This window comes from Streptomyces sp. NBC_01465 (assembly GCF_036227325.1).
Lineage (GTDB): Bacteria > Actinomycetota > Actinomycetes > Streptomycetales > Streptomycetaceae > Streptomyces.
Genome location: NZ_CP109467.1, coordinates 2,681,712 through 2,702,451 on the forward strand (window position 1 = coordinate 2,681,712; position 20,740 = coordinate 2,702,451).

The window sequence follows — 20,740 nt, forward strand, 5'->3', positions numbered from 1 at the left end:
CGGAGGCCGCGCACACCCCCCACGGGGTACGCGGCCTCCGGCCGTTGACGTGAGCCAGGGGCTCAGCGCACGTGCACCGCGTGGATCACGGTCTGGTCGATCGTGCTGCCCGCTGCGTTCTCCCCGTGGATACGGAGGGAGACGCCGGTGGCGCCCGCGGGGGCCCTCAGGGTGCCGGTGACGGCTCCCTTGGAGACCTTGGCGGAGACCGTCCTCCAGGTGAGGCCCTCGTCGTAACTGACCTGCACGGAGCCCTTGGTGAGCGCGGCCCGCGTGCCGTCGGGGTTGCGGAAGGACACCGTGACGCGGTGGTCGCTCCGCCCCTTGACGGAGGAGTCGAGGCGGACACCTGCCAGGTCGTAATCGGCCTGCAGCAACGGCAGTTGGGTGTTGACCGCACTGTCGGTACGGGCGGAGTCGAACGACCAGGCGGTGTGCTCGTCGGTGGAGACCGACCACCACCTGTTGGCGCGCTGGGCATCCATCTCGATGCGGTACCGCGACTTCTCCTGCGGCAGATTGTTGATCGCGACCCACGCGCTGGGGGCGGAGCCGAGCAGGGTGCCGTCGCGGTAGAGCCGGAACTCGCTTGCGTCGCCGTCGGCGCCGCGGCCGCCGTACTCAAAGACGTTGGACACCCCGGTGACGTACTTCGGGATCGTCACGACCATCAAGTCGCCCTTGCGGTACGGCTGCAGACCTGCCGTCGGGTCCGTGACCGCGTTCGGCGTTCCGGCGTGCAGCACCGGCTTGAACCACTCCTGCGTGGAGTGGCTGCCCGCCTTGTACACGATGGTGGGGCCGTAGTTCATCTGCGCCGAGAGATATCCGGAAAGGACAACCTGACGCGACCACTTGGTGTCTGCTGCGAGCAGGTAGGCGTGCGAAGAGGTGCCGAGGTTCACTTCGTCGAAGTTGCCGATGCCGGAGCCGGTGACGGTGGACTGCCCCACCCAGCTGCCCTGCGAGTAGAGACCGGTCGCGCCGGCCGGCGCGGGTGAGTAGTCCTTGGCGAGGACGTCGGCGAACTGCGACTGCCGGGGCGCGTAGGTCTGACTCACGGGCAGCGCACCGTCGTGGCCATTGATCAAGTGGTACGAGTACGAGGGGACGATCTCTCCGGTCAGCCGCACCGAGGTGGCTTTGAGCACAACGGACGCAGCCACCTTGTCCCCCTCCGACCTGGGGACGCTGAAGGCGGGGATCTTGAGCGCGACACCGCCGGCGAACGGGTCGTCGGAGCTGTTGACCAGCATCACCGCGGACGCCCCGGCCGCCGCCACCCGGGGCAGGGCGGTGTACAAGGACTCACTCCCCACCCGTACGAGGGCGAGCTTCCCGGTGACGTCGTGGGCGGCGAGATCGGCGGCGCTTCCGGAACCGGCGTCCACCACGGACAGCTTGCGACTGCCGCTGAATCGCGCGGAGGCGCTGATGAACTGGGTGGTGAGGTCGAGGTCACGGCCCGGAAGGTCCGCCCGTGCGGAGATCGGCCTGGCCGACAGGTCCTGGGAGACGGTGGAGGAGAGCAGGCCGTCCCTGGCGGAGGCGGAGGGCATGACGTAGTGGGCGCCGGGCCCGCCGGCGAGGATCGCGTTCACACCGATGCTCTGCTCGGCCGACTGGCGCAGGACCGAGACGGCCATCCCACGCGGCTCGCTGGGCTTGGGCGTCACCGTCGTGATCAGGGCAGCCTTGCGGCCGTCTACGGCGAGGTCGAGACCGTGATCGGTGACATCGACGTCCGGCAGCTCGAAGGTCACCGAGGCGGTGCCCTTGAAGACGTGGCCGAGGATCGTGTAGCGACCGGCCACCAGCTGGGCGGAACCCGTGCCGTCGGCTCCGATCCGGAACGCGGTCGGAGGGTCGTTCTTGCGGAGGTTGTAGAGCGAGACAGCTGCGGACGTGGGCGCGGTGCCGTCGGCCATCAGGGTCTTCAGACCGACCTTGTACGTCGGCAGGTCGCGGGTCAGCGTCACGGTGGCATGAGCGGTGACACCCTCGCCGGTCGCGATGACGGTGCCGGTGTAGGTGCCGCCGGTGGTGGCGAGGTCCGGGGCGGCGGTGACCTGCACGTCCTGGCTCCCGCCCGCCGGCAGGGTGACGCTGTCACTGCCGAGGGTGAGCGCTCCTGGGATCGCCGTACCGCCGCCGTCCCTGCTCAGCGCACCGGTCAGGGCGAGGGTGACCGCGGTGTCGGCGGTGTTGTGGAAGGTGACGGTCCTGGTGACCGGACCGGAGACCGCGCCTTGCGCGAAACGGCCGAAGGAGGTGTTGGTGGCCCAGACGCTCGCATGGATGGCCGTGGTCAGATCGACCCGGCCCGAGCCCTCCGCGAACGCGCCGTCGGGCAGCACCTTGGCGCTGGACATCAGGGCGCCCTTGATGTCGGCGGCGCTCCAGTCCGGGTGCTCCTGGGCGATGATCGCGGCCGCGCCCGAGACGTGCGGGGTGGCCATCGAAGTACCGCTCGCGGACGTGTAGTCGGCGTCCACGGGTGTGCCCATGGCGGTGCCCGCCGCACGCGCGGCCACGATGTTCACGCCCGGGGCCGCGATGTCGGGCTTCAGCGCGTTGTCGCCGAAGCGCGGGCCGCGGCTGGAGAACGGGGCGATCTTGTCCTGCTTGTCGACCGCGGCCACGGTCAGGGCCGCGTCCGCGCTGCCCGGGGTGCCGAGGGTGGTGGCATCGGGTCCGCTGTTGCCCGCGGCGATGACGAAGAGGGTGCCGGTCTCCTTGGTCAGGTCGTTGACGGCCTGGCTCATCGGGTCGGTGCCGTCGGTGGAGGTGTCGGCGCCCAGACTCATACTGACGACCTTGGCGCCGCTGTGCGCGGCCCACTCCATGCCCGCGAGCACGGTGGAGTCGCTGCCGGAGCCGTTGTCGCCGAGGACCTTGCCGATCAGCAGCCTGGCTCCGGGGGCAACTCCCTTGTACTTTCCGCCCGATGCGGCCCCGGACCCGACGATGGTGTCGGCGACGTGCGTACCGTGCCCGAAGCGGTCGACGGTGTCCGCGGAGTCGGAGAAGTTCCTGGCCTCGTCGATACGGTCGGAGAGATCGGGATGCGTGGCGTCGATCCCGGTGTCGAGGACCGCCACCTTGACACCCTTGCCGTCGTAGCCCGCGGCCCATGCGGTGGGCGCGCCGATCTGCGGCACGCTCTGGTCGAGCGCGGCCGAGACCTTGGCGTCGAGCCAGATCTTCCGTACGCCCGAACCCAGCTTCCTGGCGGTGGCGCCGGATTTCGCCGTACGCAGTCCGGCCCAGAAGCTCTGGGTCTTCTCGGACCGCACCCGGGCAGCTGTCGCCCGCAGCGACGAAAGGCGTCTGATCTCACGGGAGTCGGCCGGAGCGGGAGCCGATGCGGTGCTGTTCTGCACGATCAGCGGCAGGTCGTGCCCGTTGTCGTACCCCTGCTCGATCAGCGCGCCGACGTCGAAGAGCCGGGGGTCCAGCGCGCCGGAGTCGATGAGCGGAGCGGCCTCCTGCGGGATCACCGTGACGTCCTTGCCGTGCTGGACGATCGAGGCCGTACCCGTCGGGCTGTCGGAGTCGGGCGCGAACGCCACCGTCCGTCCGCCGCCGTTGTCGGTGACCACGACCCGGTCGCCGGTGACCAGGCGCACGGTGTGGACGGAGGCCGCGACGGCCGACGGCTTGAGGGTGCTCACGGTCGGAGCCGCACCCGCCGGAGCGGTGAACCCGGCGGCCGCCAGGGCCGCCAGAACGGACACGGCCGATATGGATCTCTTCCTGAGCGGTCTTCGCATGATGAGGGAGCTCCTTCGCATCGGACTCGTCCGTCGAGCCCGAGCGGAACCCTTCCAACCCCACCCCAGGCGCACACACGAAAAAGTGGCGCATGCGTGACTGCGTCACGTCTGCGCCACCTCGGGTGGAACCCGGCCTACGCGGGAGTCACGCTCAGCCCGCCGAGCGCCGACGCGCTGCGTACGGCGACCGATCCATAGGGCGTACGCAGCCGAAGCCACGCCCCCGCGGCCAGCAGCGCGAAGGGCTGCTCCTGCGGGGGGCCGCCCGCCGCGACCGCGACCCTGACGGGCCGCAGGAAACCGAGCGACTGGGCCGCATGCGCCGCCCGTACGGGAAGCTCGGTGTCACCCAGCGGCCGGGACCAGATCTCGCGGCCGATGCGGTCGAGTTCGGCACGGGTCCGGCTCTCGGCCGGCAACTCCTCGGTGCGCGTACGGAATTCGGCGACGACCGCCGCGACCTCCGCGCGCACCGCGTCCTGCGACGGCATCCCGTCGAGCTGCTGCCAGCCGCCGCGGGGCGGCAGCACACCGGCCCACGGGGGGCCGGTCACGGCGGCAGGCACCTCTGCGGTACCGGCCGACTCGTCGACGGACTCCAGGAGTTCACCCGCGGACACGGTCACGTCGAGCTCGACGGGGTCGGCGAGACGGGCCGTACGAATGGCCAGCACCTCGAAGGACGGCGGCCGCCCGAACACGGCCAGGCTGCGAATTTTCTCTCCGGCGCCCCCCGCCTGGAGGCGGACCGCGGCGGCCTTGTCGTAATGGATCAGCCGGCCGAGGAAGGCGGCGAGGTCCGCCGCCTCCCCCACGTCGGCGAAGGCCAGTCGCACGCTCATGCGGCGAGCGCTCCGGGCTCGTCCAGGTACTCCTGCAGGAAGGACTTCTCCTCGGCGGTGATCCGCCGCGGAACCTGCGCCTCCAGGTTGAACGGCACCACGATGGTCGAAGCCCGCACGTACACCACCGCATTTGAATTAGACGCAGCCGGGTCCTTGACCTCGTAGGCGATGGTGAGCGACGCGGCGCCTATCTTCGTCACCCAGGACTCGATGGTCACCGGCGCGTGCCGGTGGACCAGCGGCCGCACGTAGTCGATCTCATGACGGGCCACGACGGACCCGCCGGAGAAGGACGGCGACCCGTCCCCCGGCGCCAGCCGGAACATGAAGTCGATGCGCGCTTCCTCCAAGTACCGCAGGAAGACCACATTGTTGACGTGCCCGAAGGCATCCATGTCCGACCAGCGCAGGGGGCACGAGTAGATATGACGCACGATCAGCCTCGGGTCAGCTTCTTGTACGTGGCACGGTGCGGGCGGGCGGCGTCGGCGCCGAGACGCTCGATCTTGTTCTTCTCGTACGACTCGAAGTTGCCCTCGAACCAGTACCACTTGGACTCGCCCTCGTACGCCAGGATGTGCGTGGCGACTCGGTCCAGGAACCAGCGGTCGTGGGAGATGACCACGGCCGCACCCGGGAACTCCAGGAGCGCGTTCTCGAGCGAGGACAGGGTCTCGACGTCGAGGTCGTTGGTGGGCTCGTCGAGGAGCAGCAGGTTGCCGCCCTCCTTGAGCGTCAGCGCCAGGTTGAGGCGGTTGCGCTCACCACCGGAGAGCACGCCCGCGGGCTTCTGCTGGTCCGGGCCCTTGAAGCCGAACGCGGAGACGTACGCCCGCGAGGGCATCTCGACCTGGCCGACGTTGATGTAGTCGAGCTCGTCCGAGACGACGGCCCACAGCGTCTTCTTGGGGTCGATGTTGGCGCGGCTCTGGTCGACGTAGGAGATCTTGACGGTGTCGCCGACCTTGATGGAGCCGGAGTCCGGGGTCTCCAGGCCCTGGATCATCTTGAACAGCGTGGTCTTGCCCGCACCGTTCGGACCGATGACGCCGACGATGCCGTTGCGCGGCAGCGTGAAGCTCAGGTCGTCGATGAGCACCTTGTCGCCGAAGGCCTTGGAGAGCTTCTCGACCTCGACGACGATCGAGCCCAGACGCGGGCCCGGCGGGATCTGGATCTCTTCGAAGTCCAGCTTCCGCATCTTGTCGGCTTCGGCGGCCATCTCCTCGTAACGGGCGAGACGGGCCTTGGACTTGGTCTGACGCCCCTTGGCGTTGGACCGCACCCACTCGAGCTCTTCCTTGAGGCGCTTGGCGCGCTTCTCGTCCTTCTTGCCCTCGACCTTGAGGCGGGCGGACTTCTTGTCGAGGTACGTCGAGTAGTTGCCCTCGTAGGGGATCGCGCGACCGCGGTCCAGCTCGAGGATCCACTCGGCGACGTTGTTCAGGAAGTACCGGTCGTGAGTGACCGCGACGACAGCGCCGGAGTACTTCGAGAGGTGCTGCTCCAGCCAGTTGACCGACTCGGCGTCGAGGTGGTTGGTGGGCTCGTCGAGGAGGAGCAGGTCCGGGGCCTCGATCAGCAGCTTGCAGAGCGCCACACGGCGCTTCTCGCCACCGGAGAGGTTGTTGACCGGCCAGTCGCCGGGCGGGCAGCCCAGGGCGTCCATGGCCTGCTCCAACTGGGCGTCCAGGTCCCACGCGTTGGCGTGGTCCAGGTCCTCCTGGAGCTTGCCCATCTCTTCGAGGAGCGCGTCGGAGTAGTCCGTCGCCATGAGCTCGGCGACCTCGTTGAAGCGCTGCAGCTTGCCCATGATCTCGGCGGCGCCGTCCTGGACGTTCTCCAGCACGGTCTTGGTCTCGTCGAGCTTCGGCTCCTGCATGAGGATGCCGACGCTGAAACCGGGCGAGAGGTACGCCTCGCCGTTGGACGGCTGCTCCAGGCCCGCCATGATCTTCAGCACCGTGGACTTACCGGCGCCGTTGGGGCCCACGACACCGATCTTCGCGCCGGGCAGGAAGTTCAAGGTGACGTCATCAAGGATCACCTTGTCGCCGTGCGCCTTGCGCGTCTTGCGCATGGTGTAGATGAACTCAGCCAAGAGAAACCGTCCGGGCATTAGATGTGTGGGCAGATACACCCCAGTCTGCCGTACGTCCATCCCCTGACGAAAACGGCCCCGGTACGCCAAGGGCGTACCGGGGCCGGAGTGACGCTGCGACTACTCAGCGTCGACTACTTCACAGCGACTACTGAGCGTTTCCGGCGCTCTTCTTCCTGCGGAGGAAGAACACCGCGCCGCCGCCCAGGACCACCAGGGCGATCGCGATGCCCGCGATCATCGGGGTGGCGCTGGAGGAGCCGGTCTCGGCCAGGTTGGTGTCCGTGCCGCCCGTGGAGGCGCCACCGACCGAGGCCGCGCTCGGCTGCGGCGTCGGCGTGCTGCCGCCGGTCGCTGCCGTCTTGCAGTCCAGGACGCCCTGGAACTCCTTCTTGAAACCACCGGGACCGGTGATCGTGAAGTCGTACGCCTGGTCCTCGGCGACCGGGATCGTCACCGTCTGCGACTTCCCGGCACCGATCGTGTACGACTTGCCCGCCAGCTCGAAGGTGAAGTCCTCGTCGCCGGTGTTGGCGGCGGTGATGTCCACCCCGCCCTTGGCGCAGTTCTTCTGGGCCGAGACCGCCGGGATGGCGCCCTGCTTGGCCCAGGTCGCCGTGGCACTGGCCGAGACGGTCGACTCGCTCGAACCGGCCAGGATCTGCGTCTGGCTGCCGGTGCTGCTTGCGAAGGCGCGGCCGACGGGAACCTGAGTGGTGGCCTGCACGGTCAGCGAACCGCTGCCGGGCTGGGCGTCCGCGGGGACGTCGAAGAAGAGCTTGGCCCCGTTGCCGACCGGCGCGGTCACGGGCTTGCCCGCCGCGTCGACGATCTTGACGCCGCTGTCCGCGAGCCCGGCACCCTGCGCGACGGTCACGCTGTCGGCGTCGGTGTGCACGGTGATCGGACCGAGCTTCTCGCCCACCTTGCCCGAGACCGCGGTCTGGTCGAGGGTGAGCGACGCCTTGGGCTCGGCGACGTTCGCGGCGTGGTCGGTCAGCCAGTCGGCCAGCAGCTCCGCCTGCTTGTCGACCGCGTCGACCTTGACGTGGTCGGAGTAGCGCCAGATCGCGACCTGGGTGCCGGCGGCAGCGGTCTTCTCGCTGAGCTCACCGGTCCCGGCTTCCTGGGCGAGCTTGGCAAGATCGTTGACCTGCGGGTACGAGTTCTGCAGGATCCAGCGGATCTTCCCCGCGTCACCGTTGGAACCGAGCGAGGTCTGGGCCCAGGGGGTCTCCAGGTACGACGCCTGATCCTTGGTGGGGTGCCCGATGTCGATGCAGTACGTCGACAGCTTGCCGCCGCCGCTCACCGTCATCTCGAACAGACCGGCCGACACCTTGCGGTCGCCGCCGTCCCCGTGGATGACGGCGCTGTCGTACGTCTTCAGGCCGTCGATCGTGGCGGCCGCGCCGCCCAGTTGCTGCGACGGAGCGTCGTCCGCGGCGGCCGCACCCGCTCCGGCCACCGCCCCCGCCGCGACCAGACCAGAAACAACGATCGCAGTGGTGATACGGGCGACACCCCGCCTGCCTATGGCAGAAAACACAGAATTCCCCTCCGGGCGAGGCGCTTTCGCGCGGTGTGCGCAGTGGGGAGTGCCTCGCCTGCAGACTCAATTGCCTCGTGAGTACCCGCAGATCCTAGAGACGCAGGCGCATCAGAGTCCCCCCTCAATGCGCGCTACAACCATTCCGACTCGGAATCGTTATCCCGAACCCCCCTCCGACCTGGGCCGATTGCCGCATCTTCACGTGCGCGCCGCATACGGAACGGAATCTTTCGGGCGCTCCGTCAGAAATGACTCCACTTTCACCACCCGTTTGAAAGCCGAGGTCCCCCGCGCCAGATCGTGCCCCACCGTCACCGCGTCGACATCCGCCGAGCACCGCCAGCGCCCGTCCCGCTCCTCCTCGCGCACCCTCAATCTGCCGTGCACGATCACCGGTTCACCGATGGAGAGGGAACTGGAGAGATTGGCAGCGAGCGAACGCCGCGCCCACACCGTGTAGAAGCTGGCCGGCACATCCACCCACTCCTCCCGCTGCCGGTCCCAGCGCCGCGGTGCCACCGCGAGCCGGAACCGGGCCACCTCCCCGTCCGCACCCCCGTGCTGCTTCACTTCCGTGGCGACGTTCCCCACCAGCGTCACCAGCGTGTCGTTGCTCATCTCGGCCTCCCCGTCGGGCACTTGCCCGGACCTCGCCCGGTCCCCGCCCTGCGATCAATGTGTGATCCCATGCTGGACCGGACGCGGAGAACCTGCCGGAGCCTGTGGATTACTGCCCGGTTGTGGACAACCCCGCCACCGTCGCGTACTGCTCACGCACTTCCCGGTACCGCAGCAGCTCCGCCGAGATCGGGTCGAGCACCTTCGCCCGCCCGCACCCGGCCGCCGCCTCCCGCAGCCGCCGCTCGGTCTCCTGCCCGTACCGCCGTGCGGGACCGCGCGCCGCCACCGAGCACGCCCACTCCACCAGCGGCCCTCCGAGCGTCCCCGCCAGCAGCACGAGCAGCGGCGTCTTCAGCGACACGTCGAGCAGCCCGCACACGGCGCCCACCAGCCACAGCACGCCCAGCACCTGATGCACAGTCATCAGCACCTGCGCGAGCACCGCGCTGGGCCACCAGGCGGGCCGCACCGGCCGCCCGCTGCCCGCGGCCTCGACCGCCAGCACGTCCAGTGCCCCGGGCAGCTCCTCGGCCCCGCGCACCGCCGCCTCGCGCACCGCCTGCGCCCAGGGCCCGGGAAGCCCGGCCGACGCCTCGTCCGCGACCGTACGTACGGCCTGCTCGACCCGCTGCCGGGCGGTGAGCTCCGACTCGGGCGCCTCCGTCTCCGGCTCCACGACCGGCTCGGGCCCGCCGGGCGCGCGCGAGGCCTCGTACCAGCGCCAGGCCCGCAGCCAGGGCGTCCCGCACGCCTTCACGGCGTTCCTGCGCCACTCGCGCTCCGCCGCCTCGCCCGCGGCGGCCGCGCCCACGGCCTCGCCGAGCCCCGCGCCGAAGTCCTCGCGCGCCTGCTCGTCCAGACCCGGGTGCCCCTCGGCGACGTACACCGGACGCAGGTCGTCGGCCGCGGCGTCCACATCGGCGGCCAGCCGCCGGGCAGCGGCCCCGCGCTCGCCCACGAACTGCCCGAGCATCTCGCGCAGTTCACCGACACCGTCCCCGGTCAGCGCGGAGAGCGCCAGTACGGTCGCCCCCGGCTCACCGTGCTCGCCCAGCGCCATCCCGTCCTCGTCGAGGAGCCTGCGCAGATCGTCGAGCACCTGGTCGGCGGCGTCGCCGGGCAGCCGGTCCACCTGGTTGAGCACCACAAAGGTCACTTCGGCATGCCCTGCCAGCGGCCGCAGATAGCGCTCGTGCAGCGCGGCATCGGCGTACTTCTCCGGATCCACCACCCACACCACGGCGTCGACCAGCTCCAGCGCCCGGTCCACCTGCTCACGGTGGGCGGTGACGGCGGAGTCATGGTCGGGCAGATCGATGAGCACCAGCCCATGGAGCTCGTCACCCGGCCCCGCCCCCTGCCACGGCCTGCGCCGCAGCCGCCCCGGCACCCCGAGCCGGTCGAGCAGCCCGGCCGCCCCGTCCGTCCAACTGCAGGCGATGGGCGCGGAGGTGGTGGGCCGGCGCAGTCCGGTCTCCGAAATGGCAACCCCGGCAAGGGCGTTGAAGAGCGTCGACTTACCGCTCCCCGTAGCACCGGCAATGGCGACCACAGTGTGCTGCGAGGAGAGCCGCTGCCGGGCAGCCGCCTCGTCGAGCACACGCCCCGCCTCACCGAGGGTCGTGTCCTCGAGCCGCGTGCGGGACAGCCCGACCAACTCCCGCAGGGCGTCCAGCCGTACGCGCAGATCACCGGTGTACGAAGTCGGACGCGGCAGATCCGCGTACGCCTCGGGCAGCGGCCGCATCGCGCCTTCCCGCGCGGTGCCGCGCTCGCTGGCGCGCCGGGCGATGAACCCGTCGTCCCATCCCTTGGCGGGTGCGACCACGGTCTCCTCAACCGTCACTTCACCCTCAGCGACCTCCGCAACCTGCGCCTCGTCAACCTCAACTGCCTCGTCAACCTCAACAACCTCAGCCACCACTCACCACTCCCTCTTCAGCACAGACAGCGCGGCAATCAGTTCGGCCTGCGACTCGGGCCCGACATCGAGCGCGTCGAGCGGCGCGAGCCGCCGGTCGCGCTCCCCGTCCAGCACCTGGTCGATGCAGTCCCCGACCAGCACCGCGCCCTTGTCCCGCAGCCGCAGCGCACCTTGCGCACCGATCCGCATCGCGAGGCGCTCACCCGCCCGGCGCGCCCGCCGACCGCCGAGCAGAGCGGCGGCGAGCAGCGCGGCCACCGCCTCGGGTTCGGGCGCGGCCGAGCGTTCCAGCAGCCGTACTTCGTCCTCCGCCTGCTCCTCCAGGACGCGCCGCCACCGCCGTACGACGACGCCGATCCGCTCCCGCGCCTCGTCCGCCCCGGGATGCGGAGCACTCAACTCCGCCTTCAGCCAGTCCTCCCGCACGCGTTCGTCGGCGGCGGCAACGGCGCACTCCAGGAGCGCGGTCAGGCTCTCCACGAGCGCGTCGAGCAGCTCGCCCGCGGTGGAGTCCACCGGGTAGCCGCGCCACCGGGTCCGGGCATCCCCGGCGAGCACGGCCCCGCCCTTGAGCTCGCGCCGCACGCGCTTGCCTTCTTCCCCGTACGCGTCCTCTACGGTCCCGGCCAGCCGCACGGCAGCGGCGTACTGCCCCGAAACGGCAGCGGCCAGCTCAGGCATCCGCGAATGCAGCGAAGAGACGACGCCACTGGCGGTCCGGTCCAGCGCCTGCTGGCGGGCGGCGGGGTCCTGCGCCCGGTGGGTGAGCCACGCGCGCAGCGGCGCGACGGCGGTGGTCGGCAGCAGCCCGCTGCCCCCGCCGGCGGACTCGGGGAGCTCGGGAATGGTGAACCGGGGGACCTCCCCCAGCCCGGCGCGGGTGAGCAGCGCACCGTACTGCCGCGCGACTTCCCCGATCACCTGATGGGGCACCCGGTCGAGAACGGTGACAAGCGTCGCGTTGTACTCCTTGGCCGTACGCAGCAGATGCCACGGCACGGCATCCGCATACCGCGAAGCGGTCGTGACGAGCACCCACACATCGGCGGCGCAGATCAACTCGGCGGCCAGCGACCGGTTCCCGGCCACCAGCGAGTCGATGTCCGGCGCATCGAGCAGCGCGAGCCCCCGCGGCAGCGTCCCGGCCACCTCAACCTTCAGCTCACCCCCGGGAACGACCCGCTCCCCGTCGCCGTCCTCCCCCGGCTCCTCCTGCTGCGGCAGCCATACGCGAGTGAGCTGCGGCAGCACCCGGAGCCCCGCGAACCAGTGGTGATCATCGGGGTGGCAGACCAGCACCGGAGTCCGCGTAGTGGGCCGCAGCACCCCGGCCTCCGTCACGCGCCGCCCCACCAGGGAGTTGACGAGCGTGGACTTCCCGGCGCCGGTGGACCCGCCGATGACGGCGAGCACCGGCGCGTGCGGATCTCTCAGCCGGGGCACCAGATAGTCGTCGAGCTGCGCCAGCAACTCGGTCTGCGTCTGCCGCGCACGCGGCGCCCCCTCGACGGGAAGCGGAAGGCGCACGGCCGCCACCCGGTCGCGCAGGACGGAGAGTGCGTCGATCAGCTGGGGCCGTACATCCAAGGTCACCACATGGGAAGAATGCCCGTTTTTAGTGCGTTTTTGAAGCGTATGGCCGTTTCTGCGCGCCGATCAGGGCCATCCAGTGGCATCCGGAACCGTTCAGGCACCCGGGACAGACGGGACGAGTGGGACAGGGGCATAACGAGTGCACAACACCCGGCGCGTGAGGCGCAAAAAGCGCTGCAAGAATCGCACCTGCCTGCGATTATCGGTTCGCTTCACCGAACCTCCACATCGTGCCACGGAGGTGAAGCAACCGGGACGAGGGGAACGGAGCCCTATCCTTGTCCCCGGCAAGGTCACGCACCCGTCCAACCCGGGGCTCCAGGCCACCGAGGCCACCATCCGGCCCCCGTAGCTCAGTGGATAGAGCAGGTGCCTTCTAAGCACTTGGCCGCAGGTTCGAGTCCTGCCGGGGGCACCACCGTGCAACCACCGTCCGGCCCTCCCTCGGGGAGGGCCTTTTTGCTGGTCAGCGGCACCCTAGCGAGAGCCCCGTACAGGGCGCATAAGCACCGGACCCGCCCCAGGTGAGAGCGGGGAGGGTCCGGCGCTGTCCGGCTGTCACCGGGTTTCTGCGGGTGGCTCCCCCGAATACGCCCCGAAGTTCTCCTGAGGCGTCAGTCCTCCTCCGGCAGCTCGGGGAGGTCCCCCTGAGCCTCCATGCGCCGCTTCAGGTCGGGGATCTGCCCCTCGATGCAGCCCGCGTAGAAGGCCAGCAGGACAGGGACGCTGTTGCCTGCCCAGTACGCGACCTGCGCCGGCGGGATGCCGTCGTTGAGCCACTTCGTCAGCCGCGTGTGCCGGATGTCGTAGATGCGCTTTCCCATCGGCGTCTTGTACTCCCGCTCGGTGAGCTCCGCCTTGCGGACGCTTCTCCACACCCGGCGGGTCACCGACCCAGCGAGGAACCCGCCCTTCTCGCCCTGGAAGAGCCGGTCGCCGGGCTTCAACTCCTCCTTCTTGATGTGCTCTCGGAGGATCTTCGTCAGCGCGGGTGGGCCGGGTACGACGCGGGTGTCGTCCTCGGCCCGTCCCTTCAGCCCTCGCTCTTCGCGGATCTCGCCGTCGTCGGTCCAGTTCTTCCCGACTTCCGGCTGTGCGGTGTGGAACAGCACGTCGCACCACTGGTCTTCGGCGTCCTCGGGCGGCAGCGTGACATCGTCCACGTACAGCGCCACGGCTTCTTCGGGACGCGGCCCGGTGTAGTAGACCGTGGCGAAGTACGCGTACAGCCTCCGACCGCCACGAGGCCGCCGCCTGATCCTGTCGAGCATGCGGGCCATCCGCTGCGGGTTGATCAGGGCGCGCCGGTCCACCGCATTGGACGTCTGAGGCGTTGCGCCTCTTCCCTTGGGCAGTGAGTTGCTGTGCAGGATCCGGTGCTTGATGGCGTACTCCATAGCCACGTTCAGGACCCGGCGATTGCGCTTGACGGAGCTGGCTGCCGCCCGTTTGCCGTCGAGTTTCGTGTCAACGGCTTGGAGGATCTCCTCAATCTTGATGGGGTCCTCCCATGCGGCCGTGGTGAGGGTGTTGCGTTCCACCCACTTGAGGATCGCGACCACCTCGGGAGGCGCCTCTTTCCGACGCCCTTTGTTGAAGGCGAACTCCCGCAGCGCGGTGCGTACGTCAACCGGCTTGAAGGCAGTCGGCTCCGTGCGCAGCAGGGCAATGGTCGTTGCCATCAAGACCTTGGCGGTGACCTTGCGGCTGTTGCCTGCCGTCCGCGCCCACTGGGCGTCAGCGAACTGCACGGCGAAGCCGTACCAGTTCACCGCGCTCGCTCCCGATTCACGCGCGACGGGAAGCCCGGTGGCGATGTTGAACGCTTCGCCACGGCGCATGGCGCTGATGAGCTCGGAGCGGAACGAGTCCGCCAAGGGCTCGGTATCGAATGGCCGGCGCTCCCGCTTGCCGTCGACAGTCCACCGCACCGTGTACGTGGTTTTGCGCTGGCCCTTGTAGATCTCGATTTTCCAGACCTTGACGTTGTACGTGGTGTCCATCAGCCCCGGTCCTCCCGGTCGTCGAGCCAGTTGTTCAGGTCACCGCGGCGGATACGGAGGTCTCCGTTCGGGAGCTTGATGCAGCGCGGGGCACGGCCCTTGGCGCGCCAGTCGTAGAAGGTCGAGCGGGAGATGCGGAGTTCGTCGCACACCTCGGGGAGGGTGAGCATGGCTCGCGGGCTGGCTGCTGTGGTCACGTCTCGGTCCTCTCGCTGGGAGGGAAGGCCCCGCACAAACCGCAAAAAGCTGTGGGTCCCACCGGGGGGCCGCTGACCTGCGGGAACGTGGGCGGGTTTTGTGCGGTGGGAGCCCCCGCAGAAATCTGCGAAATTCCGCAAAATTCAGCGGCCCGGCGGGGCGTCCGGCCGGGGGTGTAAGGGGTGCGGGATTTTTGCGGAATTACCGGGGGTTTGTGCGGGAGGGCCCCGCCCCGGGCGGCCGGGGGGTGTTGCCGCAGGTGGGGGGCGGGGTCCGGGGTTTTTTGCTTTTTTGCGGTTTGTGCGGCGGGGGTTGGGCCTGCCGGAGCTGTCACAGGTCGCCTCCGGTCAGCGTGGGGTGAAGGCGGTAGCGGGGTGCGGGCGGCCGGCCGCGGGTCCCGGTGCGCTCGGGGAGGTAGCTGCGGAGGAATCCGTGTTCCTCCAACAGGGTGGTGGCGGGCTCCAGGTCGGCGACGTTGGGGAACTCGCTGCGGGACAGCTTGGTGAACAGGTCCCGGCGGCTGACGTCCGTCCAGTCCTCGGCGCGCAGAACGTCCAGTACGGCGCGTGCGCGGCTCACGGTGGGGTCGGCGCCCATGACGTCGAAGACCGCGAGCGCGTGGGCGGTGAAGTACTCCCCGAGGGTGATGGCCGCGTTCATCGTGGTCTCGGTGATGGGCTGGGTGTGCCCGGTGTCGAGATGCTCCGCCAGGTGCAGCAGGGCCGCGATCCGAGCGACCGCCCCGGCGAGCTTCCCTGCCCAGTTCGCGATGTGCCCCAAGGCTCCGCCGCGTGCCCCGAGTTGGGGCTCCACCCGCTGCTGAAACCCGATCAGGGCCTTGTCGGCCTCGGGGCTGAGCTGGAGTACGGCGGGGTCGGTCCACTCCGCTAGGGACAGCGTGAGGTCGATGATGTTGCGCGCGTAGGTGGTCGCGGTCGTTTCGGGGATCGGATCGGTGATGACCTTCCGCTCTCCCACCAGGGACTTGGGCAGGCAGTACAGGAAGCGGGCCAGCAGCCCGCGCCCGTCGAACCCTTTGACCTTGGCAATGTCGCGCAGCACGTCGGGCTGCACGGCCAGGCCGATGGTCAGGGCGGGGTGGTCGATGTATTCGCGGCGGGTCTGGCGGTTGACGCGCAGCCGGTCCCCGGCGTGGCCTTTGAGGAATACCTCCATGTTCGGGGCCCCGGAGTACCGTCCGGCGATGATGTCGAAGATGCCGCCCTCGGCGGACATCACCGCGAGCCGCCCGCCCTGCTCTGCGATCAGTGAGGTGACCGTCTCGGAGGTGGAATCGTCCGCCAGCAGCAGCGGTTCGACCGGCACGGAGAGCGTTTCTGCGGTCTGCGCCAGGCTGATTGCCTGGGCTGTGAGTTCCTCGCGCTTGGACCCTTCGGCGCCTGCCGCTTTGGCCGCGGCCTTGTCGGCAGCTTCCCTGGCCATGCGCGCGGTCATGGCCGCTTCCACGATGGCCGGGGCCACCGCAGCTTGGAGTTGCTTCTCCGCCTCGTACAGCGGGTCGGTGAGTAGGGCGAAGACGGCGGATTTGCGGTTGGCCGGAGGCAGCGCGCACACCACGTAGAGGTTGGTGGGCTCGCGCCAGTTGCCCCGGATCCAGACAACCGCGCGCCCGCCGGCCGCTGCCGCGAGGACGGACAGGCCGATGGATCCGGCGAGGTCGACGGGGGTCTGGGTCTCCTCCGCGACCGCGCTCACGAACTGCCCCAGCCACGCGGGCAGGACGTGCGCGGGGAAGGGCGGCAAATCGCGTTTCCCGGTGAGCGGTATCGGCTCCTCCCACACCGGCTCGGCGGGCCGGGCCTGCTCTGTCGTGTCCGCTCCGGTCCACAGGTCGGGCGCGGGGGTGTGGGAGGTCATGACGTTCCTCCGCCGCCGGTGGGGTTCAGGCCGTTGGTGACGGCCCGATGTGCGTAGGTCTCGGGGACACCGACGGAGACAGCGGCGGCGGTGATCTCCCAGCCCAGTACGTCCAGTCCGCAGGGGCCGGGGCACTGGGTGTGCTGGGCTGCGAGGAACTGCGCGACGCCGAACGCCTGGGAGGCGGCGCCGGATTCGGTGCGTGCGCGCACCAGGGCGAGCCCGCGTTCCAGTCCGGTCCGCACGTAGTTGGCGGTGTGTCGGCATCCGGTGGCCACGGTCTGATCCCAGGCCGCGCGCACCGGGACGGAAGAGACCACCCCGCCGCGCCCGGGGGTGGTTTCTTCCCTCACAGCCAACGCGCGTACGGCCGTGGGCAGCGGCGCCATGCGACCGATCCCGGAGCCCAGCCAACGGGCGTAGGACATCCGGGATTTGATGTCGATGCCGGGACGCACGGTGTTCGCTGAGCGCATCGTGCCGGTGTAGATCCAGTGCTGACCCCGGGTGGTGGCTACGGTCCGGGTCGGCGGCAGGTGCTCCTGGGCCCAGGTGACCGCCGCCTCGTTGTCCAGGTCGACGACGGTGAGCCGGGCGCCGCCGGGGTGGTAGGCGAGGGCCGTGGCCTGGCCCCACACAGCAGTCCACGGTGCCGACGTGAGCACACCAGGGTTGGTGGTCGCCGCTGCCCAGCCGTGGCACGGCTGGGGGCATTGGCAGGGGCCGGTGGTCTTCATGTTCGGGCGCCCGCCGCACGCATTGTGTGCGCAGGCAGGGCAGTTCCCGAACGGGGCCTTGCCCACGCGCAGGGGTAGCACCGGCACGCCGGATGCGGCGAGGCGCAGCGCCATGGTGAGCAGGTCGCTGCCCGCGACGTCGCGGGGCCGGTGTGGGGCGGGGTGTGCGGGACGATGGGCCCCTCGCGCCCGGGGGTTGGCTTGCGTCATGCTGGGGGTTCTCCTGTTTCTGTCGAAGGGACACGGAGCCGGGGTGGGTGCAGGCTTTGGCGAGACGGCACCCACCCCGGGCACATTTAGAACGGCGGTTCGTCGCCCCCAGCCGCCGGGGCAGAGCCCGCGGGCGCGGTGTTCCATGCGTCGGGTGTGCGGGCGGTGGTGGTGCGCTGGGAGCGTTCGACCTTGGCCGTGGCGAAGTACAGCGACGGCCCGATGTCGTCGACCTCCAGGGCGAGCATCGATCGGTTCTCGCCCTCGGGGGTCTGCCAGTTGTTCTGGCGCAGCCGCCCGGAGACGACGACGCGGGTGCCCTTGGCGAGGGATTCGGCGATGTTGGTCGCCAGGGTGCGCCAGGCGGTGCAGCGCAGGAACATCGCGGTGCCGTCCTTCCACTGCCCGCTGGCCTTGTCGTAGCTGCGCGGGGTGGAGGCGACGGTGAACTTCACAAGCGGGTCACCGCCAGTGGTGTAGCGGAGTTCCGGGTCAGCGGTGAGGTTGCCGACGACGGTGATAGGGGTGTCTCCCACGGACATTGGATTCCTCCAAATGCGGTGCGGGTCCGGGCTGTCCGGTCCCCCGCACCGTCCCGACCGCGGTGTGCCCGGGTCGGGGCGGGGCGATACGGGGGACCGTCAGGCCGCGTGCGCCGCTGTCCGCGCGAGCGCCTCGCTCACGCGCTCTCCGAGCCATTGGGCGACGTTGCAGGAGACGGCGTTGCCCGCCTGCATGGTCTGTTCGCCCTTGGTGCCGTGGACGATGTAGTCGGTGGGGAAGCGCTGCGCGAGGAGCTGTTCGCGGGGCTGGATCATCCGGTACCGGCACTCCTCCAGCACCAGGGCCGGGGAGGCGATGGCGGCGGAGTCGACCGTGCCCAGGGTGTGCAGCGGCTCCCCGGTGGTCTTGGTGGCCGCGTTGCGGTACGGGACGACCAGCCAGTGATGCCGCCCGGAGGCTGTGACCGTGTCCACGGGCCGGTCCATGGGGGTGGGGGTGGCGTTGCGCCGCAAAGTGACCATGAACGCGTCTTCCGCGTGCGGCGGTGTCAGAAGCGCCTCGAAGCCCTTGGGGTTGGCAAGCCGGGTGCGCATCGGCTCGCCCGTGGTCGTCGGAGTGGTGTTCCAGGTCCCGCCCGAAGGGATGAGCAGCGCATCGCCGATCTTGGCGGTGCGGGCGGCGAGCGGCGCCCCGTCGGCGGGGACGGCTCGCCCGTCGTGGCCGCCGTGGTTGACGGTCAGCACCATGCGCCGTTGTCCGAGCATGTCCAGGCCCGCCTGGATGCGGCGCAGAGTGGTCGCCGCGAGCGGCGGCAGGCGGTGCGTGGCGCGGTCCGCGATGCGCACTCCGAGGTTCGTCCAGTCGATGATGTCGGCGGCCGGGCGCACGTACGGCTCCACCACCTGGTGGCGGCAGACGCCCCCGTTGGGGCAGCGGTAGACGTACTGCTGCCCGTACTTGCCCAGGTGGCGTGCGCCGGGCTTCTTCCACGACTGGATGGCCGCCACGTCGGTGCCACAGGTGGGGCACCAGGCCAGTGGGCGGGGTTCCAGATCGGGCAGGGGTACGCCCTCGCGGGTCATGGCGATGTAGATGCGGTTGCGCCATTGCGGGGCGAGTTCGTTGCCCGGACCGCCGATGTGCGCGGAGGAGACTGACACGAACTGAACTTGGTAGCGCAGGGCGCGCATGCCGGAGACCCAGACGTCGAACAGCTCCCAGTCCGCCGCCTCGGGGACGTTCTCGACCAGGACGGCCGCATACCGGTGGACCTCCACCGCGCGCAGGACGTCCCAGAAGGTGGCCCGGGTGCGCTCGAAGGTGTCGGAGGCGATCGACCCCTCCTCTTCGAAGGCGAGCTGCCCGCGCGAGACCTTGGCGCGACGGCGCCCGCCGGCCGGGCTCAGTTCGGTGCAGATCGGCGAGGCCCACAGGATGTCGGTCCTGGGGAGGCGGCGCATGTCGTAGTGGTCGATGTCGGCGCACAGGTGGTCGGCGTCGCGGTGGTTCGCGGCGTGGGTGGAGATGGCGACCTTGCTGTGATTCGCGGCCAGCTTCAGCTCAAGTCCGGCCGCGACCAGGCCGGTGGAGGAGCCGCCGGCTCCGCAGAACAGATCGGTGAAAGTCAGCACTGCTTGCTCTCCTGAAGGTGATCGAAGGGACGCAGGGCCGGGGTGGGTGCAGGCTTTTGGCGAGACGACACCCACCCCGGGCACAGCTACCTCGAGGTGTGGGACTTGACCCAGATCGCGTACTCCTGGCGGACATAGCCGCGCGGCTCGGCCGCGCTGTCCGGGTGCAGCGGGGTGTACGGGCCTTCTCCGAGGCCGAACGGTCCGGGGCCCTCGCGGTCGATGTCCAGCAGGCGGCGGCCGGCATTCACCGCCACCTCGGTCGCATCCGCGTAGATGCCCGCCTGCTCGTCATCGAGCGCCAGGCGGTCAAGCAGGGCGGCTTTGCGAAGCCAGAACTCCCGGTCCACGGCGCGGCCGTGCAGGTGGGTGCGGGCCCGCTCCGCAGTCCAGCCGATCTCCCGTACGACCGGCGGGGCGAGTGCGTACGCGGCTTCGGGGGTGGGCCAGCGGTTGGGCTCGGGGCGCAGTTCGGCCGACACGTACAGGCGCACGCCCTGCCCGTCGCGGGTGGGGCGCGGGCGCACCGACTTGGCGAGGAACGTCCGCTCCAACGTGTGCATGATCTGAGCAGTCTCGTTCTGGGTGCAGATGACGCGGATCTCGAACACGATCTGTCCTTCCGGGTGTTCAGGCCGCGAGCGCGGCGGCGGGGTGGGTGCGGACGACGACGAAGGTGTCCGTGGTCGCGTCGTAGTGGACGTGCACGGGCTCGGCAGCTTCGTTCCGGGCTTCGGTCGCCGCGTGTGCGGCGAGCAGCGAGGCGCGGGGGTTTCCGGCGGGGAAGGTGCGTAGCGGCTTGGGGTGGTGGCCGGTGCAGGTGCGGCAGGCCATGGGGCATCACTCCTTAGTGATCTCAGAGGCGAGCAGGAGGAGTTCGGGCTGTGCGGTGCGGGTGGACGGTGGGGTCGCGGACCGTGCGGCCGGTTGTTTGGCGGTGGTGGGGGCGTCGTCGTGGAAGCGGACAGTGCCCAGATCCCGCTTCCCGGACCGGTGGCGGGGCGCCTCGGGGTAGGCGGCGTTCCACGCTTCGGCGCATACCTTGTGGACCGGCTCGTTCGTCTGTGAGCGCAGCGGGGTGGCTTTGCCGCACAGGGTGCACGGCCGGTCGTTGAAGCGGTCGAAGTGCCCGGTGTCGCGCCAGATGAGTAACCGGGGCTCCGCCAT

General features: G+C 70.0%; 17 protein-coding genes and 1 tRNA gene. 1 reads left to right on the forward strand and 17 read right to left on the reverse strand.

Features of this window, described 5'->3' with window-relative positions; all coding sequences use genetic code 11:
* Positions 1 to 62: 62 nt before the first annotated feature.
* The 8 genes from OG707_RS12310 to OG707_RS12345 form a co-directional block, all read right to left on the reverse strand.
* Entirely contained in the window at positions 63 to 3,773 is a 3,711-nt protein-coding gene (locus OG707_RS12310) for a S8 family serine peptidase (RefSeq protein ID WP_329117424.1), read from the reverse strand.
* Between the two features lie 137 nt (positions 3,774 to 3,910).
* Entirely contained in the window at positions 3,911 to 4,618 is a 708-nt protein-coding gene (locus tag OG707_RS12315; RefSeq protein WP_329117427.1) for a hypothetical protein, read from the reverse strand.
* Positions 4,615 to 5,058 carry an acyl-CoA thioesterase gene (locus tag OG707_RS12320; protein WP_329127749.1) on the reverse strand — a complete coding sequence of 148 codons (444 nt, stop codon included), beginning with the start codon at positions 5,056 to 5,058 and terminating at the stop codon, positions 4,615 to 4,617. Before OG707_RS12320 ends, OG707_RS12315 begins: the two co-directional genes overlap by 4 nt.
* Entirely contained in the window at positions 5,058 to 6,722 is a 1,665-nt protein-coding gene (gene ettA, locus OG707_RS12325; RefSeq protein ID WP_329117429.1) for an energy-dependent translational throttle protein EttA, read from the reverse strand. The genes OG707_RS12320 and ettA overlap by 1 nt, the downstream gene beginning before the upstream one ends.
* A gap of 148 nt (positions 6,723 to 6,870) precedes the next feature.
* A complete protein-coding gene (locus OG707_RS12330; RefSeq protein ID WP_329117431.1) occupies positions 6,871 to 8,271 on the reverse strand; it encodes an LAETG motif-containing sortase-dependent surface protein in 1,401 nt (466 codons plus the stop codon).
* 201 nt (positions 8,272 to 8,472) lie between these two features.
* On the reverse strand, positions 8,473 to 8,892 hold the full coding sequence (locus OG707_RS12335; RefSeq protein WP_329117433.1) for a single-stranded DNA-binding protein: 420 nt from the start codon (positions 8,890 to 8,892) through the stop codon (positions 8,473 to 8,475).
* 109 nt (positions 8,893 to 9,001) lie between these two features.
* Complete coding sequence (locus OG707_RS12340; RefSeq protein WP_443071482.1) at positions 9,002 to 10,741, reverse strand: GTPase; 1,740 nt, start codon at positions 10,739 to 10,741, stop codon at positions 9,002 to 9,004.
* A 78-nt stretch (positions 10,742 to 10,819) separates the two neighbouring features.
* Positions 10,820 to 12,406 carry a dynamin family protein gene (locus tag OG707_RS12345; protein ID WP_329127750.1) on the reverse strand — a complete coding sequence of 529 codons (1,587 nt, stop codon included), beginning with the start codon at positions 12,404 to 12,406 and terminating at the stop codon, positions 10,820 to 10,822.
* Between the two features lie 348 nt (positions 12,407 to 12,754).
* Between OG707_RS12345 and OG707_RS12350 the strand changes: the two genes are divergently transcribed.
* Positions 12,755 to 12,830: transfer RNA gene (locus OG707_RS12350), tRNA-Arg, on the forward strand.
* A gap of 196 nt (positions 12,831 to 13,026) precedes the next feature.
* Here the strand turns inward: OG707_RS12350 and OG707_RS12355 are convergent.
* The 9 genes from OG707_RS12355 to OG707_RS12395 form a co-directional block, all read right to left on the reverse strand.
* Positions 13,027 to 14,415, reverse strand: a complete 1,389-nt coding sequence (locus tag OG707_RS12355) for a tyrosine-type recombinase/integrase (RefSeq protein WP_329117437.1) — start codon at positions 14,413 to 14,415, stop codon at positions 13,027 to 13,029.
* Complete coding sequence (locus OG707_RS12360; RefSeq protein ID WP_329117439.1) at positions 14,415 to 14,612, reverse strand: helix-turn-helix transcriptional regulator; 198 nt, start codon at positions 14,610 to 14,612, stop codon at positions 14,415 to 14,417. The genes OG707_RS12355 and OG707_RS12360 overlap by 1 nt, the downstream gene beginning before the upstream one ends.
* A gap of 331 nt (positions 14,613 to 14,943) precedes the next feature.
* A complete protein-coding gene (locus OG707_RS12365) occupies positions 14,944 to 16,491 on the reverse strand; it encodes a YfjI family protein (protein ID WP_329117441.1) in 1,548 nt (515 codons plus the stop codon).
* Entirely contained in the window at positions 16,488 to 17,342 is an 855-nt protein-coding gene (locus OG707_RS12370) for a bifunctional DNA primase/polymerase (RefSeq protein ID WP_329127753.1), read from the reverse strand. The genes OG707_RS12365 and OG707_RS12370 overlap by 4 nt, the downstream gene beginning before the upstream one ends.
* A gap of 182 nt (positions 17,343 to 17,524) precedes the next feature.
* A complete protein-coding gene (gene ssb, locus OG707_RS12375; protein ID WP_329117443.1) occupies positions 17,525 to 17,980 on the reverse strand; it encodes a single-stranded DNA-binding protein in 456 nt (151 codons plus the stop codon).
* A gap of 99 nt (positions 17,981 to 18,079) precedes the next feature.
* Entirely contained in the window at positions 18,080 to 19,573 is a 1,494-nt protein-coding gene (locus OG707_RS12380) for a DNA cytosine methyltransferase (RefSeq protein ID WP_329117445.1), read from the reverse strand.
* Positions 19,574 to 19,659: 86 nt separating this feature from the next.
* On the reverse strand, positions 19,660 to 20,184 hold the full coding sequence (locus OG707_RS12385; protein WP_329117448.1) for a hypothetical protein: 525 nt from the start codon (positions 20,182 to 20,184) through the stop codon (positions 19,660 to 19,662).
* A 19-nt stretch (positions 20,185 to 20,203) separates the two neighbouring features.
* Positions 20,204 to 20,407, reverse strand: a complete 204-nt coding sequence (locus OG707_RS12390; RefSeq protein ID WP_329117450.1) for a hypothetical protein — start codon at positions 20,405 to 20,407, stop codon at positions 20,204 to 20,206.
* Positions 20,408 to 20,413: 6 nt separating this feature from the next.
* Positions 20,414 to 20,740, reverse strand: a complete 327-nt coding sequence (locus OG707_RS12395; protein ID WP_329117453.1) for a hypothetical protein — start codon at positions 20,738 to 20,740, stop codon at positions 20,414 to 20,416.